Raw genomic sequence first — 24,093 nt, 5'->3', positions numbered from 1 at the left:
TGTCAGTTCCTTGATTAAAGCAGCAATTTACATAAGTTTAATCGCTCATGCTTTTACGGTCAATCTCTTACCATGATCTCCTGTACACAGTTTTGAACTCCAAGTGCAATCCCTTCTATTTCAATACCTCCTTTGCCCTTTGCTCCATCTCCGACGACATACAGGTTTGGCACAGGGGTCCTGTTATTGAGGTCCGCACCGGAAGGTGACCTGTTGACAGGCCATTCATTTGAATATGATTGTATCAGAAGTACTTCATATTCTTTTCCTGCAAAAATATCTTTAAGATCCTCAAGTCCCAGCTCTATCTCCTTTTCAAGATCATTGATATCATCCCAGTGAACACATTGGTGAGCCATTGTAAGGTGTTTTCCCTCAGGTGCAAGGCTTGGATCTATATTTGTGACCTCGTTTATTCCGTTTACTCTCTTTGCGTAGGGTGTGAGCAGTACCCCCCCGTGTCCGATGAGGGGCTTGTCAGAAGAAAGGCATATTTTTATTCCTGCAGATGGCCTGAGATCCTTTGCTTTGCTTATGTAGTCTGCCATTCCGGCGATGCCTTCTTTCTCATATATCAATTCCGCAGTAGCATTATGGCCAATATCACTGATAATGATGTCTGCAGGATGTTCTTTACCATCCACTGTTACGCTTATGGCCTTCCCGTCTTTTGTATTGATCCTTGTTACTTCGGATGAGACGTGAATTATCCCGCCATGGGATTGCACAATATTTGCCAGTGCATCTGTGATCGCCTTGCATCCTCCCATGGGAACTCCCGGTCCTCCGTGATGATAGAGGTTCTCTATGATTGCAAAAGCTTCTTCTGCAGGCACATCTGCAGCTTTAAGGCTCAATGCCCATCCAAAGAAGGAATCTGAGATGCGGTATGTCCAGTCCTGTTGCAGATGTTTTTGACACCACTGTCTGAAGGATTGCCCTGAAGGAGGGTTCTTCCGTGTACTTACTACATAATACATCAGTTTGATGCGATTTAACAGGGTGAATGGTGTTCTGAAATTCTCAAAGAGCAGGTCCTTGTGTCCATATTTGTAATCTGTGTCCCCTTTTTTCCTTGGTATCCTTATTACCGCTATGGGCTTCCTGCGGATTATTTCCACGTCGGCACCTACATCTTCAAGAAGCTGTGCAAGGGGTCCGGCAGGTCCGTGTGGAAGCATATGCAATGCGCCGGTGCTCAGTTGAAAACCCTTATACGGGATGTTTGTGAACCTCCCTCCTATTATTGGAAGTCTTTCAAAGACCTCGATATCATATCCTTTTTTTGAGAGTTTGGCTGCGCTCAAAAGCCCTCCAAGTCCTGAACCGATAACAATTGCTTTCATTCTATGCCTCTATTGCTTTTACCGGACAGTATGCGGCACATAATCTGCAATCCACACAGGAGGAAGTTATTACTGCTTTTCCTCTGACTTCAATGGCTGCAAATTTACAAAAAGCCACGCATTGGCCGCATCCTACACAGTTTTCATTCACTTTCATGGTATTCACCGGATTTTATTGTATAAGGATTTCAACAATAAAAAGTCTTGTTGTTCTTTGTTCTCCACTTTTTTTATGCGGGATGATTTCTATGATGGCATATTTTGAATAATTGCTCACATTTTGTTTCATGTTGCTCTTCAAACAGAAATATTTATTATTATAGACATATAATTATATTATCATGGATGAAGTTGACCTTGCGATATTAGAGCGCCTTTGCAAGAATTCAAGGATGCATAGCACAGAGATTGCAACAGACCTTGAACTGGCCACATCTACAGTGCATAAAAGAATCGAGAAAATGCGTGAAACAGGTGTTATCCGTGAATTCACAGTAAAAGTGGATACTTCCGAGGTTGGCCTGACTGTCACAACGTTTATCGGAGTTAATATTGAGCAGAGTAAAAGGATAAACATTATAAACCGGCTCAGGAATATCGATGATGTACTTGAGATATATGAATTACTTGAGCCTTATGATCTTCTCCTGAAGGTCAGGACGTTTGACATACATTCGCTGAAGGAAAATGTCCTGCAGGTGATAGGGAATATGGATGGTGTAAAGGATTCACAGAGTATTCTGACGACTAAGTGTCATAAAGAAAAAAGCTGCATAATCCTTAAGAAATAATTTCTGCAGATGCTCATGTTTATGCGGCAATTTTTATCATTATTATTCATTATAGTTATGCATAATTATATATGGGTGTAAATCATTTTTGTATTGGTGGACTTATGAAGAATGAAATTATCCAGGTAGTCTCCAGAAATGAAGGGGAAGTGACATCTAAAAGAGTTGAGGCTTCAACATACGAGTTTACCATTGCCACACGTGCAAAATGGGAAATGGTGATCTCTGATGAGAGTCTTGATATACGTGCTGGTGAATTCAAGAAGATCAAAGTCAAAGAGATACCATTAGAGTCTGATATGGTTGCTATTCCCTGTACATTCTCTCATCATGCACTTGTTTCGCTTGTCAAGGTAGGTACAAAAGGAGGGGCAAGACCTGTGGACAGGGAGCGAGTGATAGATTCTGCCTATATACTGGGCCAGGAAACAGGCAGGGTTGAGGAAGGTGACTTGCTTGCAGTCCTTAATATATTCCCTATAATGTTCACCCGCGAGGCTATGGTTCCTCACTCTGTAGATTGATGGGAGGTTCTCATAATGGAAACGTGTGTTATATGCGGGGAGTTGCAGGACTTCAGGCACTATGAAGGATATAATATATGCACTGCATGTGTGGACATAATGGAAGACGTCATGGGTGAATATTTCCTTCGCACCATCTGGAGAAGGGAGCCCAAGGCGCATGCTGCTTATCTTAATTATCTTTCAAATACCACAAAGTATATTTCCGATTATAAAAAAATATCAAAAAAATCTGAGAAGCATACTAAAGATGTCAGTGCCCGTGTTTCCAACGCAATAGATATGCAAGAAGCTCCAGCTTCCAGAAGAAGGTATTTCGAACGCATGCAGCAGGTTCTTGACTGGCTTGAAACAACGCCTTATTTTTATCACTATTATTTCAAGGACTACTATGTATGCCCTACATGTGGTGCCTCTATCTTTGATAAGTACGTCCGCAGGGACGTGGGTGACTGGATGGTCATCTCATGTTCTGAATGCGATACTGTCATAAAGAAATACTTCTCTTTGAAAAGTGTCTGATGCCTTTTCTTTTTTTCTGTATTTCTGTCGTGTTTTTTGCTACTTTATGTCCTATCTTTTTTGTAATGATTTTCGGGTTGTCAGCATGATGCTAACACAATTTAAATATGATGAATTAATATCATTACTAGCCGACACTATCTATTGAAAAATATCTCAACAGATATGTTCCATCTAGCCGCACAGGTTGTAGAAGCATTTGTATCAATCCCTTACACGAAGGTGTTTTATACGAATAGTCTCTCTACCTTTATAACTTTCAGGAGAATAGTTTATGTCAGGAATAATCGATATTAGTAACATAGCCAATAGTTACATACCGGTTGCAATCATTCTTATAGTGGCGCTTTTGATGCCACCTCTGACAATGTTCCTTGTTAAAACATTAAGTCCGAGGAGTAAATCATCAGCAAAGTACACGACATACGAGGCTGGTTCTCTTCCAAAAGGAAGCGCCAGGATACAGTTCAATGTCGAGTATTATCTCTATGCCATCGCTTTTGTTCTTTTTGATATTGCGGTCCTTTTCCTCTATCCGTGGGCTGCCATCTTTAAAGGACATGATATCACTGAAATAGCAACCATTGAAATGTCAGTCTTTATTTTCATTGTACTGTTTGGCTACGTGTATCTTGTCAAGAAGGAGGCTCTTAAATGGATGAAGTAGAGCAGACACAAGTCGAACAAAGCGAAGTCCAAAATGTGGGATACGCTGATGTCCCCGGTGTAGTGCTGACCGATTCGAATGTCATCAGCGACTTCATCAAGAAAACAAAGGTTCAGGATGTGCTGAATTGGGGTCGCAAGAATTCATTGTGGTTCATGGTAAATGCAATGGGTTGTTGTGGTGTTGAGCTGCTTTCCACAGGTATGGCTCACTATGATACAGACCGTTTTGGTATCATTCCTCGTAATTCCCCAAGACATGCTGATGTCATGATCATCAGTGGATATGTGACAAAGAAGTATCTTCCTGCGCTGAAAAGGATCTGGGACCAGATGCCTGCACCGAAGTGGGTTATTTGTTTTGGTGATTGCGCCATAAGTGGTGGCCCTTTCTACGAATCATACAGTACGCATCAGAATGTAGATGAGATATTCCCGGTTGATGTTTTCGTACCTGGGTGTCCTCCGCGGTGTGAAGCTCTGATTCAGGGATTTGTTGAGCTTCAGAAGAAGATCGAAGCTAAGAAGGATAAAGGTACCGAGTATTGAGGTGAAAAAATGGACGCTGAATCTATAATTGCTTCACTTACAGGCAGGTTCCCTGATGATATATATGATGCAGATATCGAATCTGCTATAAGGACCTTCGCCAAAGTGAAGCCTGAAAATGTGGTGGATGTATGCCGCTACCTCAAACAGGAACTGTCTTTTGGACATCTCTGTTGTGAATTCGGAATTGACCGTCCGGACAGGAATGAGATAGAAGTGGTATATGTGATAGGTTCCTACGAACATCCGGTCATACTTACGATGAAGGCTATCCTTCCAAGGGATAACCCGGAGATTGAATCGGTAGTACCCGTATACTGGAATGCTAACTGGTACGAAAGAGAAACGTACGAACTGTATGGTGTGAAGTACCTTAACCACCCCGACCTTAAACCTCTTGTACTTCCAAAAGAGATGCTCGGTGAGTGGCCACTGCGCAAGGACTATAAAGGCTTCCCCAACAAGACGGCTAAGAATTTGGTGTGAGGATTATATTATGGAAGAAACAGTTGGACCTTCTGAAATGATAGTGCACCTTGGACCACAACATCCCATGATGCCGGGACCATTCAGGCTGAATGCGAAATTAAGAGGTGAGACCGTTGTGGATTCCGAGGTCGAGATGGGCTGGATCCACAAAGGCATCGAGAAGATTCTTGAGAACAAGACATATCTTCAGGGAATAACCATTGTGGACAGGATATGTTATCTTGAAGCACTTACCAATGAAGAGGCATATGTAGGCTGTGTTGAGAAACTGGCAGGTATAGAAGTACCCGAAAGGGCACAATACATTCGTGTGATAATGGAAGAACTTTCCAGGATACAGAGTCACCTGCTGGGTATGGGTGAATATGCATCCTTTGTGGGTTTTGTGAGCATGTTCATGTATACGATAAGGGACAGGGAGGATGTGCTTACCCTTATGGATTCTGTTACAGGCGCACGTATAACACACAGTTTCCTGCGCTTTGGTGGTGTGAAGGATGATCTTCCCGAAGGTTTCAAGGATGATGTGAAGTATGTCTTTGGAAACCTCCGCAAAGCCATTGATAATTATGAAGATCAGTACAGGACCGATTCAATCTACAAGGCAAGGACTGTGGGTATAGGTGTGCTCACAGCGGATGTTGCCAAGGATCTCGGAGTATCCGGTCCGCCTCTCAGGGCAACAGGTGTTGATTTTGATATACGCAAGGATGAGCCCTACCTTGTCTACGATGACCTGGATTTTAAGGTTTGCACACATAAAGACGGTGATGTCTACGCAAGGATCCAGGTACGTCTGGATGAGATGCGTGAAAGCATGTACATAATAGAGCAATGCCTTGACCAGATCCCATCAGGCCCTATCTTTCCCGAAAATACTCCATATGGAAAGAGATCACCGGTTATGAGGGTACCCGCAGGAGAGGTTTTCCATCGTGTGGAGTCTCCCAGGGGAGAAATGGGATTCTATATGGTCTCAGACGGTTCTGACAAACCATACCGCGTTAAGGTAAGAGGACCGGTTTATCCAACTCTGCAAACACTTCCACCTCTTCTTAAAGGTGTGAACGTCGCAGATATAGTGGCTATTGCCGGAAGTATGGACACATGTACCAGTGAGGTTGACAGGTGATCATGATGATGCATTTGGATGATATAATCTACAACCCTCTTTTGCGAGGTATCCTTGGCCTGTGTCTTATGGGTGCCATATTCCTTGGTGCAATGGCTGCTGTGTGGTTTGAACGTAAACTTTCTGCGGATATCCAGCAGAGATATGGTCCCATGAGGACCGGTCCGCACGGTTTGCTCCAGCTTGTTGCCGATGCTATCAAACTGTTCACCAAAGAGGACATCATTCCCAAGAACGCTGACAGGTTGTTGTTCGTATCAGCACCTATCATTCTCATGGGGTCAGTTTTCCTGATGCTTGTGGCAATTCCTTTCGGTGCAATAATAATTAATGGCGAGACGTATCCGATAGCTGCAACTGATATGGATATCAGTATCCTTTACATTGAAGCTATGTCTGCTATATCCATTATTGGTATTTTCATGGTTGCATACAGTGCAAACAACAAGTATTCCGTTCTCGGTGCTTTCAGGAACTTCGCACGTATGATAGGATATGAGGTACCTCTTGGTATCTGTATAGTAAGTGTTGCTGTGATGGCCGGTTCATTGAACATAGTGGAAATAGCTCAGGCACAGAATCCTCTGTGGTTCATAATCATGCAACCAATCGGATTTATTGTATTCTTCGTTGCGATCATGGCAGATATGGGTCGTCTTCCCTTTGACCAGAACGAATCAGAGGAAGAACTGATTGCCGGATGGATCACTGAATACACAGGTATGAGATTCGGTCTGGGTTTCTTCGCAGAATATATACACCTTATACTTGGCTCAATGCTAATTGTTCTGCTGTTCCTTGGCGGATGGAACCTGCCTGCAGCACTTACTGCAAACACTATCCTTGGTATAATCCTTCCGACTGCCTTCTTCATGGGAAAGGTGGTACTGGTAATACTCACGATCATCATGATCCGGTGGGCTGTTCCAAGGTACAGGATAGACCAGGTTGTGGACCTGAGCTGGAAAAAGCTTCTGCCATTATCCCTCCTTAACCTGGGATGGGTAGTTGTATTGGGCCTGCTGGGGGTGTGAATGAATGGTTATCAAAAATATTATAACAGCAGTTAAAAACATTTACTTCGGTCCACCTGTTACAAGGATGTGTCCGGAAGTAGCCACAAAACTTTCAGACCGATTCAGGGGCTTACAGAAACTTGATAAAAGTAAATGTATAGGTTGTGGAATATGTGCCAATACATGTCCCAACAATGCTATCAAAATAGTCAGGGCACGCATTGGTCCGGACAGTGACAAGCAAAGATGGTTCCCTGCAATAGATATCGGTCACTGCCTGTTCTGTGGGCTATGTATCGATCAGTGTCCAAAGGATGCGTTGTCAAGTTCAAAGGTGTATCTGACGGGTGTCATTCGCTGGAACCATGAGGACCTTCTCTTTACACCGGATATGCTGGCAAGGGAAGTTGATATTAATGCTGAAGAAGAAGCTGGTGAAGAGGTGAGCAGATGGACACCACAATAGGCTCAATAGTTGAAATGATCGTTTTTGCAGTCCTGGCGCTTGTATCGATAGTATTCTCTCTGTTTGTGGTAACGGCCAGGGATGTAGTAAGGGCAGCCATTGCATTGGTAGTCACGATGTTCGTTGTTGCAGCGCTTTACATACTGCTCAATGCGCAGTTCCTTGGTGTTGTCCAGGTTCTTGTCTACATTGGTGCAATAGGTGTATTGATACTGTTCGCTGTAATGCTTACGAAGAAGGAGTTTGGTACAGATGCTGAATAAAGAGGTATCATTCACAGTGATGGGTGTTATCACATCTGTGTATAACTACCTGAAACCACGCATCCTGGGTATGATGGTTGCAGTTCTGTTCCTGGCGGTCATACTGGTTACCGTTTTTTCAACAGGATGGCCCTCACTGGACCAGATTCCTCAGAATCTGGAAGACCAGAGTAATATCCAGGCAATCGGTGTGCTCATATTCACCGAGTTTGTGGTTCCGTTCGAAATATTAGCTATTGTTTTGTTATCCGCATTGATGGGTGCCATCTACATGGCAAAAGGAGATGATAAGTGATGATACCGATCGTCTTTTACCTTGCTCTTGCTGCAATTATCTTTTCCATAGGTCTCTATGGGCTGATGACACAACGCAGTGGTATCCGTATCCTCATGTGCGTGGAACTTATGCTGAATGCAGCTCACATCAACCTTGTGGCATTCTCAAGCTACAATGGTGATCTTACAGGGCAGGTGTTCACATTGTTCTCCATCGCACTGGCAGCTGCAGAGGCAGCTATAGGCTTTGCTATACTGATGTCTCTCTACAGAATGAAGGATACCATAAACCTTGATTCCATTAACATACTGAGGTGGTAAAAATGGCAGTAGAAGATCTTGCATTCTTAATACCACTCCTGCCTGCACTGGCCTTTGTGCTGACTTTCTTCCTCGGGAAGAAACTGCCAACTGGCGGCGCTATAATCCCAATAGCAGCTATCGCAGCATCATTTGTGATTTCAATATTAATAACACTGAAACTGCTTGCAAATCCTGAAATGGTTATAAACCAGTCATACAGCTGGTTTGCTATGCTCAACATAGGTATCCTTGTTGATCCGCTGGCAGCTGTTATGCTTTCAATGGTAACACTTGTAAGTCTGCTTATTCATATCTATTCAGTAGGCTACATGTCCCACGACAAAGCACCTTCCAGATATTTTGCCGAAACCGCACTGTTCACAGCTTCAATGCTGGGTCTGATCCTTTCGGACAATATTCTCCAGCTCTTCATTTGCTGGGAACTTGTAGGTGTATGTTCATACCTGCTCATCGGTTTCTGGTATGAGAAGCCATCTGCTGCATCAGCAGCAAAGAAGGCCTTCCTGACAACCAGGATCGGTGATGTGATGTTCCTTGCAGGTATCGTTATCCTGTTCTCTGATCTGTTCAAGATATTCAACGGTACCATCCCGGACGGAGTTTACATACTAAGGTTTGACGAGATATTTGCTCACATTCCGGAAATTGCAGCAATGAATTCAAACATCCTCGGAATGGAGGTAAGCCACATCACCCTGATAACACTCCTGTTCTTCGGTGGTGCAGTTGGTAAGTCCGGCCAGTTCCCGCTTCATGTGTGGCTTCCTGATGCAATGGAAGGTCCGACAACCGTATCAGCTCTCATACACGCAGCAACAATGGTTACTGCAGGTGTCTATCTGGTAGCAAGGACATTCCCGATGTTCATAGCAGCTCCTGATTCACTGATGATAGTGGCATACCTTGGTGCTTTCACTGCAATATTTGCAGCAACCATGGGAATTGTCATGAACGACCTGAAACGTGTGCTTGCATACTCTACCATAAGCCAGCTCGGGTATATGATGCTGGGTCTTGGTATCGGTGCGGCAATTGGTGCAGAAGCTGTTGGTATCTCCCTCTTCCACCTTGTCAACCATGCATTCTTCAAGGCTCTGCTTTTCCTGTGTGCAGGCAGTGTGATCCATGCAGTAGGTACACATGACATGAGGCAGCTTGGTGGTGTTGCAAAGGTGATGCCAATAACGGCAGCAACAATGCTCGCAGCATCCCTGGCGCTTGCAGGTATAGGTATTCCGGGGACATCCATAGGTACCAGTGGTTTCTTCAGTAAGGATGCTATCATAGAAAGTGCATACCTGTTCGGGGAAACAACCGGGGCATGGATACCATATGTACTCGCCATTGTCGCAGCACTTCTGACATCCCTGTATATATTCAGGTTGCTCTTCATGACATTCTATGGAAAGCCGCGCACCGATTACGGTGGGCACGAATCACCCGCATCCATGACAGTGCCGCTCTCTATACTTGCAGTCTTTGCGCTGTTCTTCGGTGGCCTTACATCCAGGGTGTTCAATGAATTTGTCAGCGGGACCTTCGTTAACAATTTCGTGAATATGGACATTCACGAACTTGCAACCATGGGTGGCTATCATCTTGCATCACACGGGCATCATCATGAGCCCGCGATTATACTCTGGATGCCACTGATCGTTGCACTGGCAGGTTTTGTGATAGCTTTCCTTATCTACGGACTGAAGGTCGTCAATATGGACCGCCTTGTGTCCAGGAACAATGCCGTTTACAAGCTCCTGTATAACAGGTACTACCAGAACTCCATCTTCACCAATTTCTTCTCAGTCAAGGTTATCTATGAAGGATTTGCCTTTGCAGGAAGTGCCATTGACAGAGGTTTTGACTGGATGGTCAAATGGATGGGTGAACTTATGCTGGAGACCGGAGAGTCACTGCGCCAGTTCCAGACAGGAGCAGTACAGAACTATGCCACTGCTGTTATCACCGGGGTAAGTCTTCTGGTGATTCTCATTAAAGTGGTAATGGAGGTACTCTGATGATGCCGATATTATCTATGATCGTGCTGATACCTCTGGTCATTGCAGCACTTATATTACTGACAAAAACAAAAGAACAGGCAAGAGCCCTTGCCCTTACAGGTACTGTTATCGTACTGTTGCTAACAGTGTTCATGTACTTTAACTTCGACAGCACCATAGCAGACAATCAGTTCGTGGAGTTCATACAATGGGTACCTTCCCTTGGTATATCCTACCACCTGGGTGTTGACGGAATATCAATGCCATTGATACTTCTCAATGCAATTGTCCTTCCGTTGCTCATCATCTTTACATGGAACGATGAGAGAAAATCACCTAACAGGTTCTATGCACTGATACTCGCAACAGAGGGTGCTGTTATCGGTGTTTTCACCGCACTTGACTTCTTCCTGTTCTACGTATTCTGGGAACTCACTCTCATACCGCTCTTCTTCATGGTGAGCATTTGGGGAGGGCCCAACAAACACCATGCATCAATTAAGTTCTTCATATACACCCATGTGGCGTCCCTTGTGATGCTGCTTGGTATATTCGGACTTTATTTTGCAGCATGGGACATGACAGGAACCCCAAGCCTTGATATACCATACCTCCTTTCACAGTTCCAGTTCATAGAATCCGGAATTGCAAAGGACATGATATTCCTGGCCCTGCTCTTTGGTTTCATAGTCAAGATACCAAGCTTCCCGTTCCACTCATGGCTTCCCGATGCATACACTGAGGCACCGACCGCAGGCAGTGTGCTCTTTGTCATGCTCAAGATCGGTGGTTACGGTCTTTTCAAGATTATGTTGCCGATGCTGCCATTCACTGCATCTCCAAACCTGATGATAACCATCATGGCAGTTCTGGGTTCAGTGAGCATAATCTACGGTGCATTCCTGGCACTCTCCCAAAAGGACCTCAAGAGAATGGTCGCATATTCCAGTGTGAGCCACATGGGCTACGTGACACTGGGTGCAGCAGGTCTTGTATCTCTTTCCGTATCAGGGGCTATGTTCCAGCAGTTCTCACATGGACTTATCATGAGCATTATGTTCATGTCATGTGGTATCATCAATAATGCAACGGGCACAAGGATAATAAACGATCTTGGTGGCCTTGCACAGAAGATGCCGAAGCTGGCAGTGATAATGGTACTTACATTCATGGCATCCCTGGGACTTCCGGGACTTAGTGGTTTCATTGCAGAGGTATCTGTACTTGCCGGAACCTTTGTGAACCTGCCTGCATACGTTATTATTGCACTGCTGGCAATTGTGATAACTGCTGCGTATCACCTGTGGGCTCTTCAGAGGGCGATGTTTGGTGTATATAACGAAAAACTCGGTACTGTTTTGGATATCAATGGATACCAGACCTTTTCTATGGGTATCATTGCGATCCTCATACTGTACTTCGGACTTAATCCAAGCCCGGTGCTTGAAATGATGTTGACAAGTTCAGAACAGATAGTCAGCCTTATGGCTGTAATGGGGGTGTGAGATATGGATCTGATGTTATTGGCTCCTGAGCTCACCCTTGTACTAACAGGGCTGGCAGTATTGCTTATCGGGCTTTTCCTCCCGACAGGCTCTAAGAAGATACTGGGTTACCTGGCAAGTCTGGGTATTCTCATTGCCCTCTTCTTTACGGTATCAAGCCTTGGAACGCAGGCAACCATCTTCTACGATACTGTGTCCATAGATGCCCTGTCCCAGTTCTTCAAGATAGTGTTCCTTGTGGTTGCATTGCTCTTTGCGATCTCAGGTATCAAGTATACCGAAGGTAACAGCCACACGGAAGAGTTCTTCACCCTTGGGATATTCGCAACCATTGGTATGATGTTCGTTGCATCTGCAAACGATCTGATGGTACTTTTCGTTGCATTCGAGCTTGCAAGTCTTGCAACCTATGCACTGGCAGGCTTTGAAAAGAAGAACCCAAGGTCACTTGAAGCTGCAATGAAATACTTTATCATAGGCTCCCTTTCAGCTGCTTTACTGCTCTTTGGCATCTCCTACATTTACGGGGCAACCGGTACGACCAGCATTCCTGGAGTAGCAGCCAACATGGAAGTACTTCTCTCAAGTCCGATGGGACTTGTTGCAACGGTTCTCCTGATAGCAGGATTCGGTTTCAAGATAGCTCTTGTACCATTCCACATGTGGGCTCCGGATACATACCAGGGTGCACCTTCTGTTGTATCGGCACTGCTTGCAGCCGGTTCTAAGAAGATGGGTATTGTAGCAGCTTTTAAGGTATTCATTGTTGCACTGATAGCCCTCCAGGCCGAATGGCAGCTAGCCTTTGCAATACTTGCAGTGATCACAATGACATATGGTAACATTGTAGCCCTTAACCAGACAAGTGTCAAGAGAATGCTCGCATACTCTTCACTTGCCCAGGCAGGTTACATCTCCATGGCATTTGTGGTGCTCACACCCATGGCACTTGGAGGTGGCATACTCTATGCCCTCTCACATGGTTTCATGAAGGCAGGAGCTTTCATTGCAACTGCAGCGGTAGTATACATGGTCCTTTCAGAGAACAAGGATTCGGCTGACCCTGATCACATAGACAATTTCAGGGGTCTTGGCAAGAGAATGCCTGTAACGGCTCTCTCTATGACCGTGTTCGTATTTGCACTGGCTGGTATCCCGCTTACAGCAGGTTACATGAGCAAGTTCGTCCTGTTCTCATCAACCATACAGGCCGGATTTGTGTGGCTTGCAGTGATAGCTATACTGAACAGTGCGATCTCCCTGTACTACTATGCAAAGGTCGTTAAATACATGTACTTCCTTCCAACGGACAGTGAGAAGATATCAGAACCTCTTCCATACACCATTGCACTGGTTATTGCTGTGATCGGTGTACTTGTTATAGGTTTCTGGTCAGAGCCATTCATCTACTGGTCAATGGAAGCTGCAAAGGTACTGATCCCAGGAGGAATTTAAAATGGCAGACTGTGATCTTTGTGGAGTCGCTATTCCCACAGTGGTTCCTGTAAGGGTGTTCAAGCCAAAATATGCACATTCCTACCCGCATGGAATGTGGCAGGGACTATGTGAAGGATGCCTTAATGCAGGAAAGAAGACCCATGATAAGCAGGCAGAGGCCCCCAGCTGCGGAACAGCAGGTAAATGTGAGTTTTGTGGTGCCATTGCGCAGTTGTACGATGTGACCATCAGCAGGCCCTCATTCTCAAAGGGTGCTGAGGAAGATACAGTACAGCTTTGCAAAAAGTGCCTCACCTCAATAGATGAGGCACATAAGACATGGGAAATGCAGAAGGCGGAAGACCAGCACGCACATCATTAAATGACCGGTTATGCCGGTCTATTTTTTTATTTTTCAAAAAAGACAAGGCTCTGGAAGACTCTTCTGTCTAGGTCAGTTTTTCACCAAAATGGAGCCAAAAAGTAAAAGTTTACGGGTCACAACCCGTAAAACTCAATGTTCTTATCAGCGATTGCCTGTATCTTTGCGATCTCTTCCACGCCGCCTTCCATGGTGAAGAGGTGCTTGAAACGACGCTGCATCTTAAGGTATTCATCAACAGGCCTGATGTTCTTACCGATCTTCCTGACCTTTGTGAGCTCCCCATCCTCGATCTCGTAAAGTGGCCACAGTCCGGTCTGGACTGCCATCTTTGCGACCTCTACGGTTTTGGAAGTATCGTATCCCCATCCAGTAGTGCACGGGGCATGCGCGTGTATATAGGTAGGGCCCACGATCTCTGTGGCTTTTTTGACCTTGTTGATCATGTCCTTGGGGAAACCAATGGAAGTTGTAGCCACATATGGTGAACCATGTGCAACCATTATAGCAGGCATGTTCTTCTTAGGCCTTGGATTTCCAAAGGATACCTTTCCTGAAGGACTTGTTGTGGTCGATGCATTGTATGGTGTTGCTCCACTTCTCTGTACACCGGTATTCATGTAAGCCTCATTGTCGATGCAGACATAAGTGAGGTCATGGCCTCTCTCAAAGGCGCCTGATATGGAACGCATACCAATGTCAAGCGTTCCGCCGTCACCTGCCATTACAACAACCTTTGTGCTCTCTTTCCTTCCGAGTGCCTTAAGAGCAGCCTCGATACCTGAGCCCACAGCTCCTGCATTCTCAAAAAGGGAATGTATCCATGGCACGTTCCATGAACTCTCAGGGAAAGGGGTAGTCATAACTTCCAGGCATCCGGTAGGGTTAATGACTATACAGTCCTCTCCGGCACCCATAAGTGTGAACTTTGCAGCCATTGCGTCACAGCAACCTGCACATCCCCTGTGTCCCGAACCGAACAAATTCTTCATAGTAGTTCCTCCTTCAGGTCGGTAAACTGGTTTTCGATCCTGATCCCGGTCTTAATGACCTCTTCTGCCTCAGCGACTATCTTCTCGATAGTGTCTGTCTTGATATCACGCCCGCCGTGACCTATCATATAACCTACGACAGGGACTCTGATATCTGAGTTATAAAGTATCGACTTTGTCTCAGTGCAGAGTGCACCCTCGTTAAGCCCAAGTGATATGTTCTTGTCAAGCACGACAACGACCTTTGCATCCTTTATAACATTCCTGATAGCTTCCGCAGGGAATGGCCTGAACACCCTGACCTTCAAAAGACCGACCTTCACATTCCGGTCCCTGAGCTTATCAATGACGTCCTTAATGGTTCCGATAACGGATCCCATTGCCATGATGATGATGTCTGCATCATCTGTGCGGTATTCATCAATAAGTCCTCCGTAGTATCTTCCGTATACATCGTAGAATTCATTTGCCACGTCCTCTATTTTCTTAAGGGCCCGCTGCATTGCCTGCTCCTGCATGTATCTGAACTCTGTGTAGTAGTGAGGATCTGCAAAAGCTCCAAAGCTTAGCGGTCTCTTTGGATCAAGCACGTATTCGGGTTCATACTTAGGAAGGAACTCATCTGTGAGGTCCTGTTCAAGAAGCACTACCGGTTCATAAACATGTGACAGGATAAAGCCGTCCATACAGGTCATTGAGGGCATGAGGATATCCTTATCCTCTGATACCTTAAAGGCCTGTGCTGTCATATCCGAGACTTCCTGTATATGCTCGGCGTAAAACTGTATCCAGCCGGTATCTCTCTGGGATATGGAATCCTGCTGATCGTTCCATATATTAATGGGAGCACTGACAGCCCTGTTCACGATGGTCATCACAACAGGTAACCTCATTCCTGATACATTGAAAAGTACCTCATGCATGAGTCCAAGTCCCTGTGATGTTGTTGCTGAGTAACACCTTGCTCCGGTGGCTGAAGAACCCACCAGTGCGGAGAGTGCTGAGAACTCAGATTCCACATTGATGTATTCACAGTTAGGTATCTCACCGTCTGCCATGAATTGAGAGAGCTCCTCTACAATGTGGGTCTGCGGCGTGATAGGATATGCTGATATTACATGTGGCCTGCAGGTCTTAACAGCATGTGCAACAGCATATGATCCTTCTACAACGACCATCTTGCTCTTATCAAGTTTGTTTTCAGGTGCCATTTACTTCTCCTCCAGAACCATGTCAATTGCACTCTTTGGACATTCGTTTGCACAGATCCCGCATCCTTTGCAGAAATCATAGTCAAACTCAAAGTATCCGTCCTCCCTGGGGTTCACCGCCATATCGGGACATAGTAATTCACATAGTTTGCATTTGATACACTTGTCATAATCGTAGACCGGTTTGAAATTTCTCCATCCGCCTGTCTTGTTGACTATGGTGCTTCCTGCCTCACATACTCCTCCCGGTAGGATCTTCATATCTTCTCCTCCTTCATCATGCTGTATGCTTCCTGGATCGCCTCGGCATTCTTCTCTCCTATTTTGCCGGGGAACCTCTCTTTCACAGCCATCTTGATGGATTCAGGCTCTATCTCACCTGTTGCACCTGCAAAGGCTCCAAGTAGTACTGTGTTTACTATTGGCCTGCCGATAATGTCCAGTGCTATCTTTGTTGCGTTGACCGTCATTATCTTTGCCTTTGTGTTGATATCGAAACTGTCAGCATCAAAGTCACTGTTGATTATAAGTATTCCATCATCCTTAAGGCCCGATGCAACATCAACTACTTCCAGGAGTGTGGGGTCCTGCACTATAACGTAATCAGGTTCGTAGATCTGACTTCTGAGCCTGATGGGTTCATTGCTGATCCTTGTGAATGACTGGACCGGTGCTCCTCTCCTTTCCACACCGAATGCGGGGAAGGCCTGGCTGAATTTCCCGTCTGCAAAAGCAGCAACAGCCAATAGTTCAGCAGCTGTGACAGAGCCCTGACCACCTCGACCGTGTATTCGTATTTCTTTCATCTAGAATTCTCCATAAACCTTGTAATATATTTCACGTGATTATTGATCTGATGATTTCATGATTTGAAATTATGGATTTACATTTCATGTTTTCCTTGGTGATCAAAGCAAGCAGTTGTTCATGTCAGCACCCTGTCAAGACATCCCATATCCCGTGCTTTTTTAATCTCAATTGCTATCCTGCGCCCTGTTGACATTTCCGGCTGGATGAAATCAGAATATGGTGAACCATTGATGTATGGATTTGTACCGGCAACTATTCTGGCAGAGATTTCAAAAACCCTGAACTCCAGTTTATCGGTGAGAACTGTTTCGAGACAGAATGATCCTATAAGTCCTCCAAAGAGTTCTATGGATTTTTCCACAACCTTCTCTCCCATTTCAAACACTTTCGGGAGCAGTGATTCTCTTAACACAAGAGGAACGTTTCCTGTAACCACAAAAGTAGGTTGAATTCCTGCTTTCTCTAATTCTGTTGGAGATCCTAATCTAAAGATCTCATCGGCATTTGATTCTACACGCCTGTCGATTCCAGTCAGTTCAAGTGCTCCCTGACTCAACATGTAACCATCAGTGGACAGCGGGGAATAGAAGTAGTGCAAATAGTATCTGGTACCAAGGACAAATTCCTGCAGATCATGCACTTGTTTAGAGTCGATCCTTTCATTGAAATCAGAGATATTTTTAGCAATGAAAAAACCCTTTCCACCTTTTGCTCCGTGATATTTTACCATCACGGGCCCACTTATGTATTCGGGTCCTTTTATTTTACGTGGCATCGGCACACCTGCTTCTTCAAGCCATTTACGTTCCATCCTCCTGTCTGATTCCCATTCAAGTACTTTGCGATTACCAAAGGTTGGTAGCCTAATGTTTGCAAAGTCTGATGCACCCAGATATTCCACAAAGGATCCATGAGGGATTATGATTGCGTTTTTCTGTGCCAGTTCATCTGTTCGCTCTAGGATCTCTTTGTAAGAACTGACTGACATAAAACTGTCTGGTTTTGCAAGGGGAAACGCATCATAGAATCGTGGTGGTTCTCCTATGCAGATACCAAGTGTCTTCAATCCTTCTTTTTTTGCTCCATGGAATATCTGCAGGCTTGTATGGGAGCATACAGTAACAATTGTCAGATCTTCTGTATCATATTCATCAAGCATTCTCTGAATACCATTGTTCATAGTTTCATTCATCATGTCCCCTCTTTCTAATTACAATATTTGGAGCTATGAACCATTTATCTTCAATGGTGACATTGCCTGCAATAGCTGCAGCACCAGAAACACAGGCTTTTTTGCATGTTTTTGGTTTTTGTCTCGATTTTTGTATTTGCATTATCTGACCTCCAATTCTTGCAGTGCTTTTACACCAAGAACTTGTTTTTTTGCTTCGATCATTGACCTCACAGTTGCTTTAAATCCGGATATCGTTGTAATGTATGGAATATTGAAATCAATTGCAACCAGGCGGATCATTGTATCATCAGATTTTGCATTTTTATCGTTATTCGTATTGATTATCATGTCAACATCTGAAGACATCTCCTTGAACATCATGTGTAAATTATCATTATCATTTTTGAAAATGTTATCACTGTATATACCATATCCTTCCAGCATACATTTAACCCGGGCATCTGTTTTTATTTTAAACTGAAGTTTCTGTAGCTCTTCTATCTCCGGAACAATATTTGCTATCTCATCATCTTTTACTGAAACAAATATGGTTCCTTCTGTTGGAAGCCAGGTATTTGCTGCCAACTGTGCTTTATAATATGCTATCTCAAAGGAGCTATCAACTCCCATTACTTCCCCCGTGCTTTTCATTTCCGGTCCAAGAAGACTATCTGAACCTTTGAGCTTTATGAAAGGAAATACGGATTCTTTCACAGCTACATGGGCTATTTCTTTTTCAGTGATCCCTAAGTCTTTGAGTTTAATCCCGGCCATCACCTTGGTGGCTATCTTTGCAATGGCTAATCCTCTTACTTTACTTACAAAAGGAACTGTACGACTGGCTCTTGGGTTCGCTTCAAGGATGTACACCTCCTCATTGCAGACAGCGTATTGTATATTAATAAGTCCGATGACGTTTAATTCAAGTGACAGATTACGAGTATACTGCCTGATCTTTTCGATTACTTCATCAGACAGGGATTGTGGAGGCATGACGCATGCCGAATCTCCTGAATGTATGCCTGCCTCTTCAATATGTTCCAGTATTCCGGCAATATACACATCCTTTCCGTCACAAACAGCATCTACATCTACTTCGATTGTATTTTCAAGATATTTATCTATGAGTATCTGTCCTCTGTGAGAAGTGTTAAAATATTTTTCAAGAGATCTAATGAAATGTTCATCATCTCTTATAATCTCCATGCGCTGCCCACCCAATACGTATGATGGACGTATAATGACCGGATAACCTATTTTTTCAGCACACCACATCGCCCTGTCAATAGAAGATGCCATTTCATGTGCAGGGGTTGGTATATTCAGCTTACCTGTTATTAACCCAAACTTTTCTCTGTCCTCTGTTATATCGATACTATTTAGTGACGTACCCATAATGTGAATTCCGTTTTCTTCAAGGCCTTTTGCAAGGTTCAAAGGTGTTTGACCTCCTAACTGGACGATCACACCCTCAACTTTCTCCTTTTCCAGTACATTGAGGATATCTTCAAGTGCAAGAGGTTCAAAATAGAGACGATCAGAAGTATCATAATCAGTACTGACTGTTTCCGGATTGCAGTTTATCATTATAGTTTCAATACCAAGTTCACGCAAAGCATAACAGGCGTGCACGCAACAGTAATCAAACTCTATTCCCTGCCCGATGCGATTTGGTCCGCTTCCGATGATCGCAACTTTGGATTTATTCAAGGTTGGTTCACTATCATCACAGTCTTCATATGTAGAATACATATAAGGTGTCTTGGCATCAAATTCCGCAGCACATGTGTCCACCATTTTATACGAAGGGAACAATCCGGATTCATGCCTTAATTTCCTTATATCCTTCTCATTAGATTTTATCAGTTGTCCTATGCGTATGTCAGAAAAACCCATTACTTTAGCATCTTTCAAAAGTTGTGCAGGCAGATCGTATCTGGTATATGAAGATATCTTTTCTTCCATTTCGACAATATTATTGATCTTATGTATGAACCAGGGATCTATTCCTGTGAATTTTGTTATCTGGCTTATGTTCATACCCTTCTTTAAAGCAGATGCAATACAGAAAATACGCTCGCTGTTAGGGGCAGACAGATATTTACTGATTTCTTCCAGTGAGAGTTTTTCAAACTTATCAACAAATAATCCGTATGTATCGATTTCAAGAGACCTGACAGCCTTTTGCAGGGCCTCTTCAAATGTTCTTCCAATTGCCATTACTTCGCCCACGGATTTCATCTGAGTTGTCAATATCTCATCTGAACCCGGGAACTTTTCGAAGGCAAATTTAGGGATCTTCACAACTACATAGTCAATTGTGGGTTCAAATGACGCTGGAGTCTCTCTGGTAATATCATTTGGTATTTCGGGCAGTGTCATCCCTACGGCTAGTTTTGCAGCTATCTTTGCAATTGGAAATCCGGTAGCTTTCGATGCCAGAGCAGAAGAACGCGATACCCTTGGATTCATTTCAATAGCAACAAACCTCCCGTCATCCGGATTCACTGCAAACTGGATATTTGAACCGCCTGTATCTACACCGATCTCTCTTATTATCTTCAATGAGGCATCCCGCAATGACTGATACTCACGGTCTGAAAGAGTCTGGACCGGTGCCACAGTTATGCTATCACCAGTATGTACTCCCATTGGGTCCATGTTCTCAATGCTGCATATTATGACAACATTATCATCAACATCCCGCATGACTTCCAGTTCATATTCCTTCCAGCCCAAAAGGTATTCCTCAATAAGGATCTGATTGATCCTGCTGTACTTTATCCCCAGTTCTGCAATGCTTTTTAACTCTTTCAGATCGTGCGCGATCCCACCGCCTGCTCCTCCTAAAGTATATGCAGGCCTGATGACCAGAGGATAACCAAGTTCTTCTGAGATTGAAATTGCATTTTCTACACTTGAAGCAATAGCGCTTCTTGGAACCGGGACTCCTATTTTTTGCAATGCCTCCTTGAACTTCAGTCTGTCCTCTGCTTTTTTAATTGCTTCGAGATTTGCTCCTATAAGTTCAACACCATACCTTTCAAGTATACCGGCTTCTGCGAGTTCAGATACAAGGTTCAAAGCTGTCTGTCCACCAAGAGTCGGCAGTATTGCACAGGGTTTTTCTTTTTCGATAATCTTTTCAAGTATCTCAACAGTTAGTGGTTCAATATAAGTACGGTCTGAAAGATCAGGATCTGTCATGATTGTTGCAGGATTGGAATTTACCAGGATCACTTGATAGCCTTCTTCTTTGAGGGCCTTGCATGCCTGGCTTCCTGAATAATCGAACTCACAAGCCTGGCCTATCACAATAGGACCAGCACCGATGATCATTATTTTTTTCAAATCATTTCTCTTTGGCATTACCTGCTAACACTCCTGTTAATTATTGTCATCATATTGTCGAAGAAGTCATGGGTATCATGCGGACCAGGCCCGGCTTCGGGATGAAATTGAACTGAATGGATATTGAGGTCCTTGTGCATGATTCCCTCTACTGTCCAGTCATTAGGATTTAACATTGTGATTTCAAGTCCTGTCCCTTCAAGAGAAGCTCTGTCCACTGCAAATCCATGGTTTTGGGATGTGATGAATACCCGACCGGTTTTACAGTCTATCACCGGGTGATTAGCACCACGATGTCCAAACTTTAATTTGTATGTCTTTGCACCCATTGCAAGAGAAATTATTTGATGCCCAAGACATATACCGAACAATGGCACCTTACCTGCTAATTCTTTCACAGTAGCTATAGTATGCTCCAATACTGAAGGATCTCCCGGGCCATTTGAAATTAAAACAGCATCCGGACCTGCATTTAGTATATCATTGGAAGTAGAATCATAAGGAACAAGTGTCACATCTGCATTTCTCTGTCTCAGTTGCTCGATTATGCTATTCTTTATCCCACAGTCAATAACTATTATATCAGGTCCGCATCCTCCAGAAAGTTGTTTGTATTTCTTAGTAGACACCCGGTCTACTATATTGCACTCTGAAATTCCGGGTTGCGAGATCGTTTTTTGTATTAATGCAGGAATTTCAGGACACTCATCCTCAAATACTACTATCCTGCTTTTCATTGTACCCTGTTCTCGTATTTTTTTAGTCAATTTTCTGGTATCCACTCCTTCTATTCCGGGGATGCCATTGATTTTCATAAAAGTGTCAAGTTCCATCTGCGACCTCCAGTTGCTGGGGGTCTTGCAAATCTCTTTCACTACAAAACCATTTGCTTTTATGCTGTCTGACTCATAGTCTTCACTACACACTCCGTAATTTCCAACCAATGGATATGTTGACATCAGTATCTGTCCGGCATATGAGGGATCGGTAAGTGACTCTACATATCCGGTCATAGCTGTATTGAACACCAGTTCTCCGTATGTCTCACCCACTGCTCCGAAACCTTTTCCGGATATTGTAGTACCGTCTTGGAGTACTAATATTGCTTTTTTCATGATCATCCCAGTGATTTTCGAATTTTTCCCATTTTAAAAAGTGTTGACTGTGTTAGCTGCAGTAATTCCTGATCAGTATCAATGCAACTATTGTTTTCCAATAACATTCCCCTTGGAACCATCTCAAGCAGAATTTTATAGGAAGGGTTGCATTTGTTTTCCAGATCAAATATGTCTCTAAGAACATTGACATCCTGTAAGACACATTCCATGAACTCATCTGACAGGAATTTCGATGCTGCACTCATGTCTAAATAATCAAAAGCAAATCTCAGGTCAGACTGCAGGGATGGGAAATACTTTGTAAGTAATCGTTCACAAGCATCTTCACCCAGTTTTTCTCTTACATCTGCTATGGCAGAACCTGTTCCGATTATTTCAGGAGGCAGGCCTATCGAATAAAATGCACCTGTAAACTTTATTGCCCTTGGCAGATCAAGGTTTATTTCAGGCATGCTGGTTTCGAGTTCTTTTTTAATATCACTGCGGCAAAACCCGGATATCTGCGTAATATTGGGTGCATCTCTTGAGTATCCTGTTTTTCCTCCACGTGTCAGTCGATCACGTTGCTGAGGCAGGAAATCCGATATAATGTTTATTGTTGGAGATATACTTTTTAGTGCTCTGTTGTATCGGGAGCCAAATATCGCTATAATATTTATCAGCTCTTCTTTTTCCTCATCAGTGAATATATCCGGAGACTTTGATAATTTGTTTTTGGCATATTTCACTAATTTCTCTGCTTTTCCTTCCTCATGGTCGTATCTTAATCCTGACTGAAGTGTCAGAGTGTCTATACCACGGTATTCTTCAAAAAAGTTATCAGCATTCTCAAGTGTTACATGCCCTCTGAAAGGAAGGGCACCGCCTCCGAATATGATCCCTATTTCTGTATCGATCTCTGGTTCTAATTCATGCAGGCTGCTTATTGCATATTTGCACGAGAGTGTACTGGCAACATGACCAAATGTCAGAGCAGAATCGGATTTTCCAATAAATATCCTGTATCTTTCGACCTTATCATTTAACTGTTTCCGGCTTTCAAGGATCGTATTGGAAATGATCTCTTTTGCATTCAGCAAACCAGGTACATCTTCGATCAATGGTATTATCCGTGGTGGCTCCATTTTAAAATTGAACTCTTTTTTGGCCAGCTCACTTATGTCTGTCATATGTTGTTGTGCCTCTATGACCTCCTTAATGGTACTTGTCATGGGATGTACCAATTCAGAGATTGCCTGGAAATCCGAATATTCATAGGCATTGTAGTTTGCTTCAGCAACAGACATCATAACCATTAGTTGTCTGAATCTGTTTTCGTGAACTGCACTTGGTGCTCGTGGAGTGATGAAGACATCTTTTCCGGGAATAAGTCCTGTTTCTTCTATAATTTTTGATACTATTTGCACATTCTGATGGTATGGGGTGGTCTTCCCCTCATAGTCAGGCATGTATTCATCGCATCCGTATCTGGTAATAGCTTCGATAGCTTCGACTATCTCTTCCTGTGTAGAGATATATTTCGAGACAGAATCGGGATGCTGCGTACACATCACTTTTGGAAATCTTATTTTTGTTGTCATATATGAATCACGCCTTGATATGACTAATTATGACAAGTTATTTAAATTTATTGCAACATATGAGGTTATGATTAAGTCATTTAATTAGAAACAGGGATTGCGCATTCAGGTTAGATTTGTTAATTCTTATTGATGGTCATATTTTCTAAAATATTGACCTGAAGTTATTCTT

Annotated in this window: 27 protein-coding genes; 16 read left to right on the top strand and 11 right to left on the bottom strand. The window is 43.6% G+C overall.

What is annotated here, in order from left to right:
* Positions 1 to 59: 59 nt before the first annotated feature.
* The gene (locus V7O64_RS05905) at positions 60 to 1,346 is read right to left on the bottom strand and encodes a phytoene desaturase family protein (RefSeq protein ID WP_407357086.1); all 1,287 of its coding nucleotides are present in this window, start codon (positions 1,344 to 1,346) and stop codon (positions 60 to 62) included.
* 1 nt (position 1,347) lies between these two features.
* The gene (locus V7O64_RS05900) at positions 1,348 to 1,503 is read right to left on the bottom strand and encodes a 4Fe-4S binding protein (protein WP_407357085.1); all 156 of its coding nucleotides are present in this window, start codon (positions 1,501 to 1,503) and stop codon (positions 1,348 to 1,350) included.
* Positions 1,504 to 1,687: 184 nt separating this feature from the next.
* Here V7O64_RS05900 and V7O64_RS05895 point away from each other — a divergent pair, with 184 nt between their 5' ends.
* The 16 genes from V7O64_RS05895 (at position 1,688) to fpoO (ending at position 13,685) form a co-directional block, all read left to right on the top strand.
* Positions 1,688 to 2,137 (top strand): Lrp/AsnC family transcriptional regulator, encoded by a 450-nt coding sequence (locus tag V7O64_RS05895; RefSeq protein ID WP_407357084.1) that lies wholly within the window; start codon positions 1,688 to 1,690, stop codon positions 2,135 to 2,137.
* Positions 2,138 to 2,241: 104 nt separating this feature from the next.
* Entirely contained in the window at positions 2,242 to 2,661 is a 420-nt protein-coding gene (locus V7O64_RS05890) for a DUF22 domain-containing protein (RefSeq protein WP_407357083.1), read from the top strand.
* A gap of 15 nt (positions 2,662 to 2,676) precedes the next feature.
* Entirely contained in the window at positions 2,677 to 3,183 is a 507-nt protein-coding gene (locus V7O64_RS05885; protein WP_407357082.1) for a hypothetical protein, read from the top strand.
* A 274-nt stretch (positions 3,184 to 3,457) separates the two neighbouring features.
* Complete coding sequence (gene fpoA, locus V7O64_RS05880) at positions 3,458 to 3,850, top strand: F420H2 dehydrogenase subunit FpoA (protein WP_407357081.1); 393 nt, start codon at positions 3,458 to 3,460, stop codon at positions 3,848 to 3,850.
* Positions 3,838 to 4,398, top strand: a complete 561-nt coding sequence (gene fpoB / locus V7O64_RS05875) for a F(420)H(2) dehydrogenase subunit B (protein WP_407357080.1) — start codon at positions 3,838 to 3,840, stop codon at positions 4,396 to 4,398. Before fpoA ends, fpoB begins: the two co-directional genes overlap by 13 nt.
* 9 nt (positions 4,399 to 4,407) lie before the next feature.
* A complete protein-coding gene (gene fpoC, locus V7O64_RS05870) occupies positions 4,408 to 4,884 on the top strand; it encodes a F420H2 dehydrogenase subunit FpoC (RefSeq protein WP_407357079.1) in 477 nt (158 codons plus the stop codon).
* A 10-nt stretch (positions 4,885 to 4,894) separates the two neighbouring features.
* Entirely contained in the window at positions 4,895 to 6,019 is a 1,125-nt protein-coding gene (fpoD, locus tag V7O64_RS05865) for a F420H2 dehydrogenase subunit FpoD (protein ID WP_407357078.1), read from the top strand.
* Positions 6,020 to 6,021: 2 nt separating this feature from the next.
* On the top strand, positions 6,022 to 7,053 hold the full coding sequence (gene fpoH, locus V7O64_RS05860) for a F420H2 dehydrogenase subunit FpoH (RefSeq protein WP_407357077.1): 1,032 nt from the start codon (positions 6,022 to 6,024) through the stop codon (positions 7,051 to 7,053).
* Positions 7,054 to 7,057: 4 nt separating this feature from the next.
* Positions 7,058 to 7,501, top strand: a complete 444-nt coding sequence (gene fpoI / locus V7O64_RS05855) for a F420H2 dehydrogenase subunit FpoI (RefSeq protein WP_407357076.1) — start codon at positions 7,058 to 7,060, stop codon at positions 7,499 to 7,501.
* Positions 7,486 to 7,764, top strand: a complete 279-nt coding sequence (locus V7O64_RS05850) for an NADH-quinone oxidoreductase subunit J (RefSeq protein ID WP_407357075.1) — start codon at positions 7,486 to 7,488, stop codon at positions 7,762 to 7,764. Before fpoI ends, V7O64_RS05850 begins: the two co-directional genes overlap by 16 nt.
* Positions 7,754 to 8,059, top strand: coding sequence for a F420H2 dehydrogenase subunit FpoJ (gene fpoJ / locus V7O64_RS05845; RefSeq protein WP_407357074.1), 306 nt, complete (start codon positions 7,754 to 7,756; stop codon positions 8,057 to 8,059). Before V7O64_RS05850 ends, fpoJ begins: the two co-directional genes overlap by 11 nt.
* A complete protein-coding gene (gene fpoK / locus V7O64_RS05840; RefSeq protein WP_407357274.1) occupies positions 8,059 to 8,361 on the top strand; it encodes a F420H2 dehydrogenase subunit FpoK in 303 nt (100 codons plus the stop codon). Before fpoJ ends, fpoK begins: the two co-directional genes overlap by 1 nt.
* Before the next feature lie 2 nt (positions 8,362 to 8,363).
* Positions 8,364 to 10,379, top strand: a complete 2,016-nt coding sequence (fpoL, locus tag V7O64_RS05835) for a F420H2 dehydrogenase subunit FpoL (RefSeq protein WP_407357073.1) — start codon at positions 8,364 to 8,366, stop codon at positions 10,377 to 10,379.
* Complete coding sequence (fpoM, locus tag V7O64_RS05830) at positions 10,379 to 11,866, top strand: F(420)H(2) dehydrogenase subunit M (protein ID WP_407357072.1); 1,488 nt, start codon at positions 10,379 to 10,381, stop codon at positions 11,864 to 11,866. The genes fpoL and fpoM overlap by 1 nt, the downstream gene beginning before the upstream one ends.
* Before the next feature lie 3 nt (positions 11,867 to 11,869).
* On the top strand, positions 11,870 to 13,321 hold the full coding sequence (gene fpoN / locus V7O64_RS05825) for a F(420)H(2) dehydrogenase subunit N (protein ID WP_407357071.1): 1,452 nt from the start codon (positions 11,870 to 11,872) through the stop codon (positions 13,319 to 13,321).
* A 1-nt stretch (position 13,322) separates the two neighbouring features.
* Entirely contained in the window at positions 13,323 to 13,685 is a 363-nt protein-coding gene (gene fpoO / locus V7O64_RS05820) for a F420H2 dehydrogenase subunit FpoO (protein WP_407357070.1), read from the top strand.
* A gap of 116 nt (positions 13,686 to 13,801) precedes the next feature.
* On the opposite strand, the gene porB is transcribed toward fpoO, so the two are convergent.
* The 9 genes from porB to ppcA all read right to left on the bottom strand — a co-directional run bounded on the left by porB (position 13,802) and on the right by ppcA (position 23,921).
* A complete protein-coding gene (porB, locus tag V7O64_RS05815) occupies positions 13,802 to 14,677 on the bottom strand; it encodes a pyruvate synthase subunit PorB (RefSeq protein WP_407355194.1) in 876 nt (291 codons plus the stop codon).
* A complete protein-coding gene (gene porA / locus V7O64_RS05810) occupies positions 14,674 to 15,888 on the bottom strand; it encodes a pyruvate synthase subunit PorA (RefSeq protein ID WP_407355195.1) in 1,215 nt (404 codons plus the stop codon). The genes porB and porA overlap by 4 nt, the downstream gene beginning before the upstream one ends.
* Complete coding sequence (gene porD, locus V7O64_RS05805; protein ID WP_407355196.1) at positions 15,889 to 16,149, bottom strand: pyruvate synthase subunit PorD; 261 nt, start codon at positions 16,147 to 16,149, stop codon at positions 15,889 to 15,891.
* Positions 16,146 to 16,694: a pyruvate ferredoxin oxidoreductase subunit gamma gene (locus V7O64_RS05800; protein WP_407355197.1), complete on the bottom strand. Its 549-nt coding sequence runs from the start codon at positions 16,692 to 16,694 to the stop codon at positions 16,146 to 16,148. Before V7O64_RS05800 ends, porD begins: the two co-directional genes overlap by 4 nt.
* A 119-nt stretch (positions 16,695 to 16,813) precedes the next feature.
* On the bottom strand, positions 16,814 to 17,890 hold the full coding sequence (locus tag V7O64_RS05795) for a formate--phosphoribosylaminoimidazolecarboxamide ligase (protein WP_407357273.1): 1,077 nt from the start codon (positions 17,888 to 17,890) through the stop codon (positions 16,814 to 16,816).
* Positions 17,883 to 18,032: a hypothetical protein gene (locus tag V7O64_RS05790; protein WP_407357069.1), complete on the bottom strand. Its 150-nt coding sequence runs from the start codon at positions 18,030 to 18,032 to the stop codon at positions 17,883 to 17,885. The genes V7O64_RS05795 and V7O64_RS05790 overlap by 8 nt, the downstream gene beginning before the upstream one ends.
* A complete protein-coding gene (gene carB, locus V7O64_RS05785) occupies positions 18,032 to 21,241 on the bottom strand; it encodes a carbamoyl-phosphate synthase large subunit (RefSeq protein ID WP_407357068.1) in 3,210 nt (1,069 codons plus the stop codon). Before carB ends, V7O64_RS05790 begins: the two co-directional genes overlap by 1 nt.
* Positions 21,241 to 22,338 carry a glutamine-hydrolyzing carbamoyl-phosphate synthase small subunit gene (carA, locus tag V7O64_RS05780; RefSeq protein WP_407357067.1) on the bottom strand — a complete coding sequence of 366 codons (1,098 nt, stop codon included), beginning with the start codon at positions 22,336 to 22,338 and terminating at the stop codon, positions 21,241 to 21,243. Before carA ends, carB begins: the two co-directional genes overlap by 1 nt.
* Before the next feature lie 2 nt (positions 22,339 to 22,340).
* Positions 22,341 to 23,921 carry a phosphoenolpyruvate carboxylase gene (ppcA, locus tag V7O64_RS05775; RefSeq protein ID WP_407357066.1) on the bottom strand — a complete coding sequence of 527 codons (1,581 nt, stop codon included), beginning with the start codon at positions 23,919 to 23,921 and terminating at the stop codon, positions 22,341 to 22,343.
* Positions 23,922 to 24,093 lie beyond the last annotated feature (172 nt).

Source organism: Methanolobus sp. WCC5 (genome assembly GCF_045690325.1).
In the GTDB taxonomy this organism is placed as follows: Archaea; Halobacteriota; Methanosarcinia; order Methanosarcinales; family Methanosarcinaceae; genus Methanolobus.
This window is presented reverse-complemented; position numbering and strand designations above follow the sequence as displayed.

Coding starts and splice junctions, on each gene's coding strand:
- V7O64_RS05905 (WP_407357086.1), bottom strand. CDS start 1,346: ATGAAAGCAATTGTTATCGGTTCAGGACTTGGAGGGCTTTTGAGCGCA.
- V7O64_RS05900 (WP_407357085.1), bottom strand. CDS start 1,503: ATGAAAGTGAATGAAAACTGTGTAGGATGCGGCCAATGCGTGGCTTTT.
- V7O64_RS05895 (WP_407357084.1), top strand. CDS start 1,688: ATGGATGAAGTTGACCTTGCGATATTAGAGCGCCTTTGCAAGAATTCA.
- V7O64_RS05890 (WP_407357083.1), top strand. CDS start 2,242: ATGAAGAATGAAATTATCCAGGTAGTCTCCAGAAATGAAGGGGAAGTG.
- V7O64_RS05885 (WP_407357082.1), top strand. CDS start 2,677: ATGGAAACGTGTGTTATATGCGGGGAGTTGCAGGACTTCAGGCACTAT.
- fpoA (WP_407357081.1), top strand. CDS start 3,458: ATGTCAGGAATAATCGATATTAGTAACATAGCCAATAGTTACATACCG.
- fpoB (WP_407357080.1), top strand. CDS start 3,838: ATGGATGAAGTAGAGCAGACACAAGTCGAACAAAGCGAAGTCCAAAAT.
- fpoC (WP_407357079.1), top strand. CDS start 4,408: ATGGACGCTGAATCTATAATTGCTTCACTTACAGGCAGGTTCCCTGAT.
- fpoD (WP_407357078.1), top strand. CDS start 4,895: ATGGAAGAAACAGTTGGACCTTCTGAAATGATAGTGCACCTTGGACCA.
- fpoH (WP_407357077.1), top strand. CDS start 6,022: ATGATGATGCATTTGGATGATATAATCTACAACCCTCTTTTGCGAGGT.
- fpoI (WP_407357076.1), top strand. CDS start 7,058: ATGGTTATCAAAAATATTATAACAGCAGTTAAAAACATTTACTTCGGT.
- V7O64_RS05850 (WP_407357075.1), top strand. CDS start 7,486: ATGGACACCACAATAGGCTCAATAGTTGAAATGATCGTTTTTGCAGTC.
- fpoJ (WP_407357074.1), top strand. CDS start 7,754: ATGCTGAATAAAGAGGTATCATTCACAGTGATGGGTGTTATCACATCT.
- fpoK (WP_407357274.1), top strand. CDS start 8,059: ATGATACCGATCGTCTTTTACCTTGCTCTTGCTGCAATTATCTTTTCC.
- fpoL (WP_407357073.1), top strand. CDS start 8,364: ATGGCAGTAGAAGATCTTGCATTCTTAATACCACTCCTGCCTGCACTG.
- fpoM (WP_407357072.1), top strand. CDS start 10,379: ATGATGCCGATATTATCTATGATCGTGCTGATACCTCTGGTCATTGCA.
- fpoN (WP_407357071.1), top strand. CDS start 11,870: ATGGATCTGATGTTATTGGCTCCTGAGCTCACCCTTGTACTAACAGGG.
- fpoO (WP_407357070.1), top strand. CDS start 13,323: ATGGCAGACTGTGATCTTTGTGGAGTCGCTATTCCCACAGTGGTTCCT.
- porB (WP_407355194.1), bottom strand. CDS start 14,677: ATGAAGAATTTGTTCGGTTCGGGACACAGGGGATGTGCAGGTTGCTGT.
- porA (WP_407355195.1), bottom strand. CDS start 15,888: ATGGCACCTGAAAACAAACTTGATAAGAGCAAGATGGTCGTTGTAGAA.
- porD (WP_407355196.1), bottom strand. CDS start 16,149: ATGAAGATCCTACCGGGAGGAGTATGTGAGGCAGGAAGCACCATAGTC.
- V7O64_RS05800 (WP_407355197.1), bottom strand. CDS start 16,694: ATGAAAGAAATACGAATACACGGTCGAGGTGGTCAGGGCTCTGTCACA.
- V7O64_RS05795 (WP_407357273.1), bottom strand. CDS start 17,890: ATGAATGAAACTATGAACAATGGTATTCAGAGAATGCTTGATGAATAT.
- V7O64_RS05790 (WP_407357069.1), bottom strand. CDS start 18,032: ATGCAAATACAAAAATCGAGACAAAAACCAAAAACATGCAAAAAAGCC.
- carB (WP_407357068.1), bottom strand. CDS start 21,241: ATGCCAAAGAGAAATGATTTGAAAAAAATAATGATCATCGGTGCTGGT.
- carA (WP_407357067.1), bottom strand. CDS start 22,338: ATGAAAAAAGCAATATTAGTACTCCAAGACGGTACTACAATATCCGGA.
- ppcA (WP_407357066.1), bottom strand. CDS start 23,921: ATGACAACAAAAATAAGATTTCCAAAAGTGATGTGTACGCAGCATCCC.